Genomic DNA, 13,401 nt, shown 5'->3' with positions numbered 1-13,401 from the left:
GCCTGATTGAATCCCGTTGAAGCGATCGCGCCCAAATGGCCGCGATGAATGTCAGCTCTTCAGCTCAGCACGATCGCGAAACTGCTCCAGCGCCTCCGGGTTGGCCAGGGCATCGGTGTTCTTCACCGGCCGCCCATGCACCACATCGCGAATCGCCAGTTCCACCAGCTTGCCACTGATGGTGCGCGGTATGTCACTGACCTGGGCGATCACCGCCGGCACATGGCGGGGCGTGGTGTACTGGCGTATCACCTGACGGATGTGCTGGCGCAAGGCTTCATCCAGCTGCAGGCCGTCTTGCAGGCGCACGAACAGCACCACCCGCACATCCCCGTTCCAGTCCTGGCCGATGGCCACGCTTTCCACAACCTGTTCGACCTTTTCCACCTGGCGGTAGATCTCCGCCGTGCCAATGCGCACGCCGCCCGGGTTGAGCACGGCGTCGGAGCGACCGTGGATCACCATGCCCCCGCTGGCACGCTGCTCGGCGTAGTCGCCCTGGGCCCACACCCCCGGAAACTGGCTGAAGTAGGCATCGTGGTAACGGCGACCGTCCGGGTCGCTCCAGAAACCGAGTGGCATCGAGGGGAAGTTGCGCGTGCACACCAGTTCGCCTTTTTCGTCCACCACGGGCTGACCCTGCTCGTTCCACACCTCCACCGCCATACCCAGGCCCTTGCACTGGATTTCGCCACGACGCACAGGCAGGGTCGGGTTGCCCAGCACGAAGCAGGAGACAATGTCCGTACCGCCCGACATGGACACGAGCCACAGGTCGGCCTTGATCTTGTCGTACACATAGTCATAGCTGTGCGGTGACAGCGGCGAACCGGTGGACAGCAGCAGCCGCAGGCTGGTCAGGCAGTGGCTGTTGGCAGGTTCCAGGCCTGCCTGCTCCAGTGCCGCCAGGTACTTGGCGCTGGTGCCGAAGGCGTGGATGCCCTCGGCCTCTATCAGGTCCAGAAGCCGCTCGGGGCCTGGGTGGAACGGCGAGCCGTCGTACAGCACCAGCGTGGCACCCACCGCCAGGCCGCTGGCCAGCCAGTTCCACATCATCCAGCCGCAGGTGGTGTAGTAGAACAGCACGTCATCGGCCTTCAGGTCGTTGTGCAGGCCGTGTTCCTTGAGGTGTTGCAACAGCACGCCTCCGGCGCGATGGACAATGCACTTGGGCACGCCGGTGGTGCCACTGGAATAGAGGATGTACAGCGGGTGGTCGAACGGCAGCGGGGTGAAACGGGGCTCGCCGCCGGGCTGGAAGAAGTCATCCCACAGGCTGACGTTGGCTGCCTGGAATTCATCGGCACGCGTGCCTTTGCGGGTATGGGGCACCACGATCAGCTGCTCCAGGCCAGGCAACTGCGCGCACACCTGGTTGACCTTGGTCACCTGGTCGATGGCCTTGCCCGCATACTGGTAACCGGCGCAGACGATCAGCAGCTTGGGTTCGATCTGGCCGAAGCGGTCGATGATGCCGTGCACACCGAACTCGGGCGAGGAGGTAGACCAGACCGCGCCAAGGCTGGTGCAGGCGAGCATGGCCACCAGTGTTTGCCAGGTATTGGGCATGATGGCGGCTACCCGGTCGCCCGGGACGATACCTGCAGCCTTGAATGCCGTTTGCAGCCCGGCCACCTGTGCGGCCAGTTCGGCATGGGTGAACACTTCGCGTTGGCCGTCTTCGCGCACGGCGACCACGGCCGGGCGGTCGTCGCGGCGGCGCAGCAGGTGTTCGGCAAAGTTCAGGGTGGCATTGGCGAACCACTGTGCATCGGGCATTTGCGGCCCTTCGCTAAGCACCTGGCTGGGCGGCGTATGCCAATGAACGTGGAAATACTCGGCCAGGGTTTGCCAGAAGGCGGGCCGCTGTTCGATGCTCCAGCCGTGCAGGGCCTGGTAGTCGTTGAGTTGCAGGTTGTAGCGCAGGTTGACCCGGCGGCGGAAGGCATCCATCCGGCTGGCCTCGATCTGCGTTGTGGACGGGCGCCAGAGCACATCGTTCATGCCGAATCTCCTTTACCGGAACAAAAGCAGGCTCAGGGCAGAATCAGCCTCGTGTTGCGAAGAGGCTGACCCTGCAGAGAAAGCGGTCCTGCCTACTCTACTTTAGCCTTCTGCACATCCTGCGATGCCGACCACACGCGGTAGCGCACTTCGACATCCTTGGGCACATACACCACCACCGGCAGCTTGCTGTTGTAGCGCAGCAGGAAGCCATCGCCGACCACCGGCACGAAGGCCTCGGTCTTCTTGCCGTCCGGGCAGGCCATCAGCGTGCTGGCCGGCCCGCTGACGTTGTCCAGGCGGTAGTAATTGTAGCCCCAGCCTTCCAGGGTGCGTGCTTCAAGGTTGCCGCCCAGGCGCTGACGATTGCAGTCGACCTGCAGCGTCTTGCCAGCGAGGATTTCCAGTTTATAGACCGACTCGTCGGCCTGCGCCGGCAGGTGGATAACCTGCCGGGTGAAGCCTTTTTCCGCCTCGGGGTAGGGCGCGATGTCCTTCAGGCTGGCGGCCATCGCAGGTGCGGCGGCGGCCAGGCTCAGGGCCAGAATCGCGGTCATTGGGGTAGGGCGCATAAGGCCTCCTTGCTGATAAACGAATGCGGGACCGTCGCCAGGCCCAGGCCGCCCGTCACTGGGCCAACCAGCCACCATCGACGTTCCAGGCGGCGCCGCGAACCTGGCTACCGGCCTCGCTGCACAGGAAGAGTACCAGCTCACCGAGGTGTTCGGGGGTGACGAAGGCCAGCGACGGTTGCTTTTCTGCCAGCAGATCGTGCTGCGCTTGCAGCCGATCGCCACCCTTGGCCGCACGATCGTCGATCTGCTTTTGCACCAGCGGCGTCAGCACCCAGCCCGGGCATATGGCATTGCAGGTGACATGACTGGTGGCGGTTTCCAGGCCGACCACCTTGGTCAGGCCGATCACACCATGCTTGGCTGCCACGTAGGCTGCCTTGCCAATCGAGCCGACCAGGCCATGCACCGAAGCGATATTGATGATGCGCCCCCAGTTGCGCGTGCGCATGCCCGGCAGCGCCAGGCGCGTGCCATGGAATACGGCCGACAGGTTCAGGGCGATGATCTTGTCCCAGCTTTCTGGCGGGAACTGCTCAACCGGTGCCACATGCTGGATACCGGCGTTGTTGACCAGGATGTCGACGCCGCCGAACTCACGTTCGGCTACGTTGAACAAGGCCTCGATCTGGATCACATCCGACAGGTCGGCCGGGTGGTGCACAACCTTCACCCCGTGCCGGGCAATTTCCGCCATGGCGGGGCCCGGGTCCCCAAAGCCGTTGAGCACGATGTTGGCGCCAGCCCGGGCCAATACCTGGGCGATGCCCAGGCCAATGCCGCTGGTGGAACCGGTGACGAGTGCAGTTTTGCCTTCAAGGGTCATGCAATGCTCCTTAGACGATGCCAGTGGCGTAGAACGTGGCGATGACCACGAACACCGCCAGGGTCTTGATCAGGGTAATACCAAAAATGTCCTTGTAGGCCTCGCGGTGGGTGAGGCCGGTCACCGCCAGCAAGGTGATCACCGCGCCGTTGTGCGGCAGGGTGTCCATGCCGCCGCTGGCCATGGCGGCTACCCGGTGTAGCACTTCCAGCGGGATATCGGCCGCGTGGGCGGCGGCGATGAACGTGTCGCCCATGGCCGCCAGGGCGATGCTCATGCCGCCCGAAGCGGAGCCGGTGATGCCGGCCAGCAAGGTCACGGTGATGGCTTCGTTCACCAAGGGGTTGGGGATGCCGCGCAAGGCATCGGCCAGCACCAGAAAACCCGGCAGCGAGGCGATTACCGCGCCAAAGCCGTATTCCGAGGCGGTGTTCATGGCTGCCAGCAAGGCGCCACCCACCGCGCTTTTGGTGCCTTCGGCCAGGCGTGTACGAATGGCGCCAAAGGCGCACACCAGGACCATCAGGATGCCCACCAGCAACGCGGCCTGCACAGCCCAGATGGCCGTCAGCTTGGTCACGTCGCTTTGTACCGGTGCACTCATGCCTGGCAATTGCAGGCTGTGACTGGGGCCGTACCAATGCGGTATCCAGTGGGTGAACACCAGGTTCATCACCCCCACCAGTAGCAGCGGCGACAGCGCCAGCCAGGGGTTGGGCAGGCTCAGGTCGGCAGCGGTTTCCGGTTCGTTGCGCAAGTCGGTGCCATAACCTTCACCGGCGCGCAGGGCCTTGTTGCGCTGGCGCTGCAGGTAGGCCATGCCGGTAAGGAACACGAACAGCGTGCCGATCAGGCCCAGCCACGGTGCGGCCCAGGCGGTGGTGTTGAAGAAGGTGCTGGGGATGATGTTCTGGATCTGTGGGGTGCCGGGCAGGGCGTCCATGGTGAACGAGAATGCGCCTAGGGCGATGGTGGCCGGGATCAGGCGTTTGGGGATGTTGCTCTGACGGAACATTTCGGCGGCGAACGGGTACACCGCGAACACCACCACGAACAGCGAAACACCGCCGTAAGTGAGCAGGGCACAGACCAGTACGATGACCAGCATCGCCTGGCGGGTGCCGAGCAGGCGGATGGCCGCGGCGACGATCGAGCGGGAGAAGCCGGACAGCTCGATCAGCTTGCCGAACACCGCGCCCAGCAGGAATACCGGGAAGTACAGTTTGATGAAACCGACCATTTTCTCCATGAACACCCCCGTGAACGCAGGGGCGACGGCAGCAGGGTCGGTGAGCAGGACAGCGCCGAGGGCGGCAATGGGGGCGAAGAGGATTACGCTGTAACCGCGGTAGGCGGCCAGCATCAGCAAGGCCAAAGCAGCGAGTGCGATGAGCACGGTCATCGGGGTGGGTCTCCTGGGTGAGTCTTGTTTTTATCGTTGAGCAGGAGATAGCGGGAATCGTGCCAACTATGTAACTGGCTGATTTGTAAGGGTTAAAGGGTTTTGTTAGAAGTCTGTGTCTACATTCAGAGACGCCATGGGCTGCCTTACAGCCCATCGCTGGCTTGCCTGTGTTAAAGGGCGGAGCTCTGGCGGTAATCTCAAATCAGAAACAAAAGTCTCCAATCAGAGACCAAGTGCCACCATCTTCTTGTACAGCGTCGACCGCCCCAGCCCTAAGGCTGCCGCTGCCTCTGGCACTTTTCCTCCCTGTTCGGCCAGCGCCCCGGCAATCAGGTCGCGTTCAAAGGCCTCGCACGCGTCACGGTAGCTCTGCCGCACGGGCGCTTCAGCCAGCGGGCTCAATGGCCCCAATGCCGCACGCAGGTCCGCAACCCCCAACCGGGGCTGATCCGCCAGCAGGGTCGCGCGCTCCAGCACATTGCGCAGCTCGCGAATGTTCCCCGGCCACGCATGCCTGGCCAGCAGTTGCTGCGCTTCAGCTTCCAGCTCGTACTGGCTGCCCAGCTCAGCCAATATGGCCTCGCACAGCGCGGGCAGGTCCTCCAGCCGTTGCCGCAACGGCGGAACATCGATCGGCAGCACGTTCAGCCGGTAGTACAGGTCGGCGCGGAAGGCCCCGCGGGCCATGGCAGCCTGCAGGTCGATGGAGGTGGCGGCAATGATGCGCACATCGCTGCGCAGCATCTGGTTCGACCCGACCGGTTCGTATTCCTTTTCCTGCAGCACCCGCAGCAGTTTGCTCTGCAGGGCCAGCGGCATGTCGCCGATCTCGTCGAGGAACAGCGTGCCGCCTTCGGCCAGTTGCAGCTTGCCGCTGCGGCCCTTGCGGTCGGCACCGGTAAAGGCACCCGGCGCAGTACCGAAGAATTCGGCTTCCAGCAGCGTCTCCGGGATGGCTGCGCTGTTGATGCTGACAAAAGCTTTGTGTGCCCGTGCCGACGCTGCGTGAATGGCGTGGGCCAGCAGCTCCTTGCCGGTGCCGGTTTCGCCCAGCAGCAACACGGGCGAATCACTGCCGGCGCCACGCCGGGCACGTCGTTTGGCTTCCAGGCTGGGCGCGCTGCTGCCTACGAACTGGGCGAAGCTGTATTTGGCCTGGCGGGCGCGCAGTTGCGAGCGGGTCGAGGCCAGTTCCTGCTGCATGCTGGCGTAGCGCTTGAGCAGCGGCGACAGGCTGCGCAGTTCGTCGAACAGGGCAAAGCCAATGGCGCCGATCAGCGCGCCCTGGTCATCGTGGATGGGCAGGCGCATGACCACCAATGGCTCGTTCGGTGTGTCGAGCATGTCCAGCAGGATGGGCCGGCCATTGCTCACCACGTCGCGCATCAGGCTGCCGGGGATCACCGTTTCGCAAGGCTGGCCGATGGCACTGGCAGCGTCGGCCAGGCCAAAGCGTCGGGCGTAGCGTTCGTTCATCCAGACGATGCGTGCCTGGCGGTCGACGATCACCGTGCCCTCGCTGGACTGCTCGATGATCTCGAACAGTGAGCGGATCGCCAGTTGCCGTACCTGGGGGTAGTCCTTGAGGCTGTCGCTGTCGTGCATGGGTGAACATCCTGAATCATGTATTGGCACAAGCCCGCGAAAAGGCCAGGCCTGAAAACTCATCGTCGGGGGTCAAACGCCTCACGCAAGGCATCCCCGATAAACACCAGCAGCGACAGGATCACCGCCAGCGCGAAGAACGCGGTAAAGCCCAACCACGGTGCCTCCAGGTGCTGCTTGCCCTGGGTCACCAACTCGCCCAGCGAGGCGCTGCCCGCTGGCATGCCAAAGCCCAGGAAGTCCAGCGCGGTCAGTGTGGTGATCGCCCCGGTCAGCATGAACGGCACATAGGTCAGCGTGGCATTCATGGCATTGGGCAAGATATGCCGCAACATTACCTGGCTGTCCGGTAACCCCAACGCCCGCGCAGCCTTTACATACTCCAGGTTGCGCCCACGCAGGAACTCGGCGCGCACGACGTCGACCAGGGTCAGCCAGGAGAACAGCGCCATGATCCCCAGCAACCACCAGAAATCCGGCTCGACGAAACCGCTGAGGATGATCAACAGATACAACACTGGCAACCCCGACCATACTTCCAGCAAGCGCTGGCCGAGCAGGTCGACCCAGCCCCCGTGGTAGCCTTGCAGGGCGCCCGCCGCCACGCCAATGAGCACACTGACCACGGTCAGGGCGAAGGCGAACAGCAGCGATACCCGCGTGCCATAAAGCACCCGCGCCAGCACGTCACGGCCTTGGTCGTCGGTGCCTAGCCAGTTGCTGGCACTGGGCGGGCTGGGGGTGGGCACCTGCAGGTCGTAATTTGGTGTGTCGGCACTGAACGGGATAGGTGCGAACAGCATCCAGCCACCCTGTTCCGCGATCAGTTGGCGCACATAGGCGCTGCGGTAGTCGGGCTGAAACGGCAGTTGCCCGCCGAACTGCTGCTCGGTATAGCGTTTGAGCGCCGGCACGTACACATTGCCCTTGTAGCCCAGCAGCAGTGGCTTGTCGTTGGCCACCAGTTCGGCGCAAAGGCTCAGCAGCAGAAGGCCGGCAAACAACCACAGCGACACCCAGCCCAGGCGGTGGCGGCGAAAACGTTGCAGGCGACGGCGCGACAGGGGCGATAGCATCAGTGCGCCCTCGTATCGAAGTCGATGCGCGGGTCGAGCAGGGTGTAAGACAGGTCACCGAGCAGGCGAATCAGCAGGCCCGCCAGGGTGAAGATGAACAGCGTGCCGAACACCACCGGGTAGTCCCGCGACACCGCCGCCTCATAGCTCATGCGGCCCAGGCCATCGAGCGAGAAGATCACCTCGATCAGCAACGAGCCGGCAAAAAACACGGTGATCAGCGCCTGTGGCAGCCCGGCCACCACCAGCAGCATGGCGTTGCGCAACACGTGGCCATACAGCACGCGGCGTTCGCTAAGGCCCTTGGCCCGGGCAGTGACCACGTATTGGCGGGAAACCTCGTCGAGGAAGGCATTCTTGGTCAACAGCGTGAGGGTGGCGAACCCACCGATCACCAGGGCCGCGACCGGCAGCACCAGGTGCCAGAAGTAGTCGGCGACCTTGCCCAGCAGGCTGAGCTCGTCGAAATTGTCCGAGACCAGGCCGCGCACCGGGAACCAGTTGAGCGAAGTGCCGCCGGCAAACAGTACGATCAGCAGCAATGCGAACAGGAACGAAGGCAGGGCGTAACCGATCACGATCAACGCGCTGCTCCAGGCATCGAAGCGGCTGCCGTGGCGCATCGCCTTGCGGATGCCCAGCGGAATCGACACCAGGTAGGTGATCAGCGTGGCCCAGAAGCCCAGCGACAGGGTGACCGGCAACTTGTCGAGAATCAGGTCGGTGACTTTGGCGCCGCGGAAGAAGCTGTTGCCAAAGTCCAGCCGGGCATATTGGCCGAGCATCAACCAAAGCCGCTCGGGGGCGGATTTGTCGAAGCCATACTGGCGCTTGATCTCTTCGATCAGTTTCGGGTCCAGGCCGCGTGTGGCCCGGGATTCGCCATGGACCACTTCAGTTCGCGCGCCGGGTGCGCCGCCACCGAGGCCCTGCAGACGCGCCACGGCTTGCTCCACCGGCCCACCCGGCGCGGCCTGGACGATGGCGAAATTGACCAGCAGGATTGCCAGCAGCGTCGGGATGATCAGCAACAGACGGCGCAGGATATAAGCGGTCATGGCGAGGCCTTCCGGCGTTCGGCCATCTGCGCGTTGGTCAGCGGGGTAGGGCTTACCTCCCACCAGGTGTCCAGGCCCTCGTCATAGGTGGCCTGGACCTTGGGCAGGCCGAAGCGGTTCCACCAGGCGGTGGAGCTGCCTGGCGGGTAGTAGTTGGGGATCCAGTAATAATTCCATTGCAGCACGCGGTCCAGGGCATGGGCGTGGCGCAGCATGTCGGCCTGGGTGTCGGCGCGGACCAGGCCGTCGATCAGGTGGTCTACGGCCGGGTCCTGCAGGACCATCAGGTTGTTCGAGCCGGGGTCGTGAGCGGCCGCCGAGCCAAAGTAGTTGTACAACTCGGCACCCGGCGACAGGGTGACCGGGTAGCCGGTGACGATCATGTCGTAATCGCGCGCCATCAGCCGGTTTACGTACTGGGCCGAGTCGACATTGCGGATGTTCAGGGTCACGCCGATCTGGGCCAGGTTGCGCTTCCACGGCAGCAGCAGACGTTCAAGGCCCGCCTGGCCATTGAGGAACGTGAACGCCAGCGGCGTGCCCTGGCTATTGACCAGGCGGTCGCCTTCGGGGCGCCAGCCGGCTTGTTCGAGCAGGGCCAGGGCCTGCAACTGCTGTTGACGGATGATCCCCGAGCCGTCGGTGACCGGGGCAGTGAACACCGTGGTGAACACTTCATCTGGCACTTGGCCGCGCAAGGGGGCGAGCAGCTTCAACTCACCCGCATCCGGCAACTGGCGAGCGGCCAACGGCGTATTGGAGAACACGCTTTGCTGGCGGATGTACAGGTTGCGCATCATCTGCCGGTTGCTCCACTCGAAGTCCCATAACATACCCAGCGCCTGCCGCACACGGCGGTCCTTGAACTGCGGCTGGTCGAGGTTGAATACGAAACCCTGAGCCACCTGCGGTTTGGCCGGGCCCAGGTGGGCGCGCTGCAGGCGGCCGTCGTCCAGTTGCGCACCGTTGTAGCCCAAGGTGTAGGCCGTGGCGGAGAACTCGCGGTTGTAGTCGTAGCCACCGCCTTTGAGTACCTGGCGCGCCACTTCGGTATCGCCGAAGTACTCGATGCGCAGCTTGTCGAAATTGTAGCGGCCACGGCTGGCTGGCAGGTCACGTGCCCACCATGCCGGGGCGCGTTCGAAGGTGATGCTGCGGCCGTTGTCGATGCGCCCGATGCGGTATGGCCCGCTGCCGACTGGCTTGTCGAAGCCGGCACCGTTGGCAAAGTCGCGCTGCTGCAGGTCGTGCTCGGGCATTACCGGCAGGCTTGCGAGGTCCAGTGCCAGGGTGCGGCCGTGCTCGGGCTTCAAGTCGAATCGCACGCTGAGCAGGCTTTCTACGGTCACGCCGGCCACGTCGGCAAACTGGGTACGGTACTTGAGGCTGCCCTTGCTCATCAGCAGTTCGAAGGTGAAACGAACGTCTTCGGCGCGCACCGGCTTGCCATCGGCGAAGGTGGCGCGTGGGTCGATGTCGAAACGTAGCCACTCATCATTGGGGCCGCGCTCCATGCGCCGCGCGATCAGGCCGTAAACGGTATAGGGTTCATCGTACGAGCGTACCGCCAGTGGCGCGTACAGCAGGCCATCGACTTCGCTGACACCGATGCCTTTGTCGATATAGGGGAGGATATGGTCGAACTGGCCGATCTCGATGGCCGAGCGGCGCAAGATGCCGCCCTTGGGGGCGGAGGGGTTTACATAGTCGAAATGCCGGAAGCTGGCGGCGTAGCGGGGGGCTTCACCGTAGACCGTGAGGGCGTGGGTGGGAGCGGCCTGGACCGTAAAGCCTATGCACGAAAATACAAGCCCCCACAATACTTGTGGGAGCGGGTTTACCCGCGAATGCGTCGGAGCAGGCAACGAGGTTGTCTGGTCTGGCCTCTTCGCGGGTAAACCCGCTCCCACAGGGGGTCTGATCACCGGGAGGGGTGAATCAGTCCTGGCGGCTGGTCACTTCCAGCAGGTGGTAGCCAAACTGGGTCTTCACCGGGCCTTGCACGGTGTTGACCGGGGCGCTGAAGACCACGGTGTCGAATTCCTTGACCATCTGGCCTGGGCCGAACGAGCCCAGGTCACCGCCCTGACGGCTGGACGGGCAGGTGGAGTTGGCTTTGGCGATTTCAGCGAAGTCGGCGCCTGCTTCGATCTGGGCTTTGAGTTCGTTGCACTTGTCTTCGCTGCTGACCAGAATGTGGCGGGCGGTTGCACGGGCCATGGGTACTGCTCCTTGGGGGTAAAAAGGCAAGCCTAGCGCACTTGTCCGGGGTATGTCTCGCCAGGCTTACAACCATTGGCCTACAGTTTTTGTGCCGCCTCACGCAACAGGGTTTCGGTGGAGGCCCAGCCCAGGCAGCCGTCGGTAATCGACACACCGTATTTCAGTGTGCCCTTGCCCAGCGCCTGGCAGCCATCGAACAAGTGCCCTTCGATCATGACGCCGACCAACGAACGGTCGCCGGCCAGGCGCTGCTCCAGCACATCATTGAAGACCGCTGGCTGGCGCGCCGGGTCCTTACCGCTGTTGGCGTGGCTGCAATCGACCATGATCCGTGCCTGCAGACCGGCCTTGGCCAACGCCTGGCGGGCCATGGCGATGCTGTTGGCATCGTGGTTCGGGCCTTTGTGGCCGCCACGCAGTACAAGGTGTGTGTCCGGGTTGCCCAAGGTCTCGATGATCGCCGGGTGGCCCTGTGCATCCATACCGAAGTGGCGGTGTGGGTGGGCCGCGCTGCGCATGGCGTCGCTGGCGATGGCGATGCCGCCGTCCGTACCGTTCTTGAAGCCGACCGGCAGCTCCAGGCCACTGACCATTTCGCGGTGGATTTGCGATTCGGTGGTGCGTGCGCCGATCGCGGCCCAGGCCAACAGGTCGTCGAAGTAGCCGGCGGCCATCGGTTGCAGCAACTCGGTGGCAATTGGCAGGCCGCGTTCGATCATGTTCAGCATGAGCCCGCGGGATAAGGCGATACCCGAGTGCATGTCGTCACTGCCATCGAGGTGCGGGTCGTAGGCCAGGCCTTTCCAGCCTACTGTAGTACGCGGTTTTTCGACGTAGGCGCGCATCACCAGCAGCAGCTTGTCGTTGACTTCGCGGCCAAGGGCGGCCAGGCGGTCGGCGTATTCCAGGGCCGAGCGCGGGTCATGAATCGAGCAGGGGCCGACGATGACCAGCAGGCGCGGGTCGCGGCCTTCGAGGATGTTGCGGATGGCCTGGCGATGGGCCTGGACTTGCTGGGCCAGTTCGCTGGGCAGTGGCATCTGTTGCTTGAGCAGGTGCGGGCTGGGCAGGCGTTTGCTGACAGTGGTGTTGGCCGCTTGCGGCTGGGTCAGGGGCAGGGCGAGGCTGGAAGCGTGCATGGCGTTTTTCCCTGGGCGGACAGCGGGTTCAAGCCCGCATGGTCGGCCCTATCGAGGTGTTCGACAGATCGTTGAATTCGTATTGGCTGCTGCATTGCCACCTGTAGAAGACCGATCGGAGGCGGCAGGCTGGCCCGAACGGGATTGGCTAAATCGCCAGGCGGAGGTGTTTGCGTAGTAATAAGTGGCGTAGTTCATGAATCTGTCCTCAAGGTGAATCGGTGTTGGTCAAAGGCCTGAAAAGCAAAACCCCCGGTCGGGAAGCCGACCGGGGGTTTGAGTATTCTCATGTTCGGCGGCCCCTCGAAGGTGGGCGCCGGGTGGGTATCGGCGCCTAGTGGCTAAACCAATACCCAAAGTAATAGCTGGCAGGTGCCACGCAGCCGGCAACGGCCAGCACAGGGCGCAGGCTGCGACCGGTGTGGTTGGCGGGGTTGCGGGTGTGTTTCGGCATGTTGCTCTCCAGTGAATGAGCCCGAGCTTACTTTAGTTCGGGCGGGCCATTCAATGGATAAATGCTATAGGGCCGATCATTTATTTTTGTACTGACTGGTTCAATGGCCGTAGCGCCCGACCAGGCTCTGCGCCCCCAGGGCGTGGCCTTGCAGCAGTTGCAGCAGGCCGCTGCGGTCCAGCCCCTCGGGCAAGGTACCCAAGGGCAGGTCGGTGGCAATCAGGGTCAGGGCGTAATGATGGGGGTTGTCGCCGGCGGGTGGACAGGGGCCGCGGTAGCTCTGGGTGCCACGGGAGTTGCGGCCCACTGTCACGTAGGGCCCGCTCAACCCCGCCATGCCTTCCTTGAGCCCATCGTGTTCGGGATCGATGTTGTAGGCCACCCAGTGCACCACACCCACGCCCTTGCCACCGTCCGGGTCGAACATGATCAGGGCCAGCGACCGCGTACCTGCGGGCAGGTTGTCCCAGCTCAGTTGCGGGGTCCGCTCTTCACCGGCCCCGCATGCCGGGTCCTGGCCGACCTGTTGCAGGGCAATGACGCCGCCATCGGTGAAAGACGAGGAACTGACCGACATCGCGCCTTGGCCGCCTGCGGCGGCTAACGCTGTGCAGGGCAGCAAAGCAGCGAACAGCCAGTGTCTGAGGTGCATGGTCAATCCTTGGCAGGGCGTCAAGGGCTTAGTCTAGTCCAGGTCTGCTTCAGCGGCTGTCCTGGTCCTCGGCAGTACCTCCGCTGGCCCCGGCACCAGAGCCAGTGGCTTCGCCTGTACTGTTGGAGCCGCCAGTGGCAACGTCGGCGGCATCGGCGTTGCTGCCGGTGTCACTGCTGTCGTTACCTTTGCTGCTACCGGGGCTGTTGACGCTGCTGCCTTCACCGGCGGTCTTGCCGCCGGATTGGTCAGTTTGCGGATGGCTGTCGGTAGGGGTGTCGGTGGCGGCGAAGGCAGCGCCGGTGAGGCTGGTCAGGGCCAGCGCCAGGCACAGAGACAGCGGGCGAATGCGGATCATGGGACTTCTCCTTTGTGCAAGATCTGTCA

The 13,401-nt window shown here is 63.8% G+C and carries 12 protein-coding genes; all 12 read right to left on the bottom strand.

Annotation, left to right across the window (positions count from 1 at the left end; all coding sequences use genetic code 11):
* Positions 1-51: 51 nt before the first annotated feature.
* Positions 52-2,004, bottom strand: coding sequence for an acetoacetate--CoA ligase (locus ACZ889_RS18915; protein WP_476257684.1), 1,953 nt, complete (start codon positions 2,002-2,004; stop codon positions 52-54).
* Between the two features lie 92 nt (positions 2,005-2,096).
* Positions 2,097-2,576 carry a serine protease inhibitor ecotin gene (gene eco, locus ACZ889_RS18910; protein WP_476257683.1) on the bottom strand — a complete coding sequence of 160 codons (480 nt, stop codon included), beginning with the start codon at positions 2,574-2,576 and terminating at the stop codon, positions 2,097-2,099.
* A gap of 55 nt (positions 2,577-2,631) precedes the next feature.
* Positions 2,632-3,402, bottom strand: a complete 771-nt coding sequence (gene hbdH / locus ACZ889_RS18905) for a 3-hydroxybutyrate dehydrogenase (RefSeq protein ID WP_047604879.1) — start codon at positions 3,400-3,402, stop codon at positions 2,632-2,634.
* A gap of 10 nt (positions 3,403-3,412) precedes the next feature.
* The gene (locus tag ACZ889_RS18900; protein WP_319901280.1) at positions 3,413-4,804 is read right to left on the bottom strand and encodes a GntP family permease; all 1,392 of its coding nucleotides are present in this window, start codon (positions 4,802-4,804) and stop codon (positions 3,413-3,415) included.
* A gap of 225 nt (positions 4,805-5,029) precedes the next feature.
* A complete protein-coding gene (locus ACZ889_RS18895; RefSeq protein ID WP_476257682.1) occupies positions 5,030-6,412 on the bottom strand; it encodes a sigma-54 interaction domain-containing protein in 1,383 nt (460 codons plus the stop codon).
* A 59-nt stretch (positions 6,413-6,471) separates the two neighbouring features.
* The gene (locus ACZ889_RS18890) at positions 6,472-7,488 is read right to left on the bottom strand and encodes an ABC transporter permease (protein ID WP_392511689.1); all 1,017 of its coding nucleotides are present in this window, start codon (positions 7,486-7,488) and stop codon (positions 6,472-6,474) included.
* Positions 7,488-8,546: a microcin C ABC transporter permease YejB gene (locus ACZ889_RS18885; RefSeq protein ID WP_014860337.1), complete on the bottom strand. Its 1,059-nt coding sequence runs from the start codon at positions 8,544-8,546 to the stop codon at positions 7,488-7,490. Before ACZ889_RS18885 ends, ACZ889_RS18890 begins: the two co-directional genes overlap by 1 nt.
* The gene (locus tag ACZ889_RS18880) at positions 8,543-10,471 is read right to left on the bottom strand and encodes an extracellular solute-binding protein (RefSeq protein WP_476257681.1); all 1,929 of its coding nucleotides are present in this window, start codon (positions 10,469-10,471) and stop codon (positions 8,543-8,545) included. The genes ACZ889_RS18885 and ACZ889_RS18880 overlap by 4 nt, the downstream gene beginning before the upstream one ends.
* Before the next feature lie 13 nt (positions 10,472-10,484).
* Complete coding sequence (locus tag ACZ889_RS18875) at positions 10,485-10,766, bottom strand: peptidylprolyl isomerase (RefSeq protein ID WP_003248318.1); 282 nt, start codon at positions 10,764-10,766, stop codon at positions 10,485-10,487.
* An 80-nt stretch (positions 10,767-10,846) separates the two neighbouring features.
* Positions 10,847-11,908: a 3-deoxy-7-phosphoheptulonate synthase gene (locus ACZ889_RS18870; protein WP_003248320.1), complete on the bottom strand. Its 1,062-nt coding sequence runs from the start codon at positions 11,906-11,908 to the stop codon at positions 10,847-10,849.
* A 554-nt stretch (positions 11,909-12,462) separates the two neighbouring features.
* Positions 12,463-13,014, bottom strand: a complete 552-nt coding sequence (locus ACZ889_RS18865) for a YbhB/YbcL family Raf kinase inhibitor-like protein (protein WP_104961774.1) — start codon at positions 13,012-13,014, stop codon at positions 12,463-12,465.
* 49 nt (positions 13,015-13,063) lie between these two features.
* On the bottom strand, positions 13,064-13,372 hold the full coding sequence (locus tag ACZ889_RS18860; RefSeq protein WP_476257680.1) for a hypothetical protein: 309 nt from the start codon (positions 13,370-13,372) through the stop codon (positions 13,064-13,066).
* Positions 13,373-13,401 lie beyond the last annotated feature (29 nt).

The sequence above is a fragment of the Pseudomonas sp. TE3895 genome (assembly GCF_056278855.1).
This window is presented reverse-complemented; position numbering and strand designations above follow the sequence as displayed.

Bases quoted from the DNA above. Each gene is read 5' to 3' on its own strand.
- ACZ889_RS18915 (WP_476257684.1), bottom strand. From the start codon at position 2,004: ATGAACGATGTGCTCTGGCGCCCGTCCACAACGCAGATCGAGGCCAGC.
- eco (WP_476257683.1), bottom strand. From the start codon at position 2,576: ATGCGCCCTACCCCAATGACCGCGATTCTGGCCCTGAGCCTGGCCGCC.
- hbdH (WP_047604879.1), bottom strand. From the start codon at position 3,402: ATGACCCTTGAAGGCAAAACTGCACTCGTCACCGGTTCCACCAGCGGC.
- ACZ889_RS18900 (WP_319901280.1), bottom strand. From the start codon at position 4,804: ATGACCGTGCTCATCGCACTCGCTGCTTTGGCCTTGCTGATGCTGGCC.
- ACZ889_RS18895 (WP_476257682.1), bottom strand. From the start codon at position 6,412: ATGCACGACAGCGACAGCCTCAAGGACTACCCCCAGGTACGGCAACTG.
- ACZ889_RS18890 (WP_392511689.1), bottom strand. From the start codon at position 7,488: ATGCTATCGCCCCTGTCGCGCCGTCGCCTGCAACGTTTTCGCCGCCAC.
- ACZ889_RS18885 (WP_014860337.1), bottom strand. From the start codon at position 8,546: ATGACCGCTTATATCCTGCGCCGTCTGTTGCTGATCATCCCGACGCTG.
- ACZ889_RS18875 (WP_003248318.1), bottom strand. From the start codon at position 10,766: ATGGCCCGTGCAACCGCCCGCCACATTCTGGTCAGCAGCGAAGACAAG.
- ACZ889_RS18870 (WP_003248320.1), bottom strand. From the start codon at position 11,908: ATGCACGCTTCCAGCCTCGCCCTGCCCCTGACCCAGCCGCAAGCGGCC.
- ACZ889_RS18865 (WP_104961774.1), bottom strand. From the start codon at position 13,014: ATGCACCTCAGACACTGGCTGTTCGCTGCTTTGCTGCCCTGCACAGCG.
- ACZ889_RS18860 (WP_476257680.1), bottom strand. From the start codon at position 13,372: ATGATCCGCATTCGCCCGCTGTCTCTGTGCCTGGCGCTGGCCCTGACC.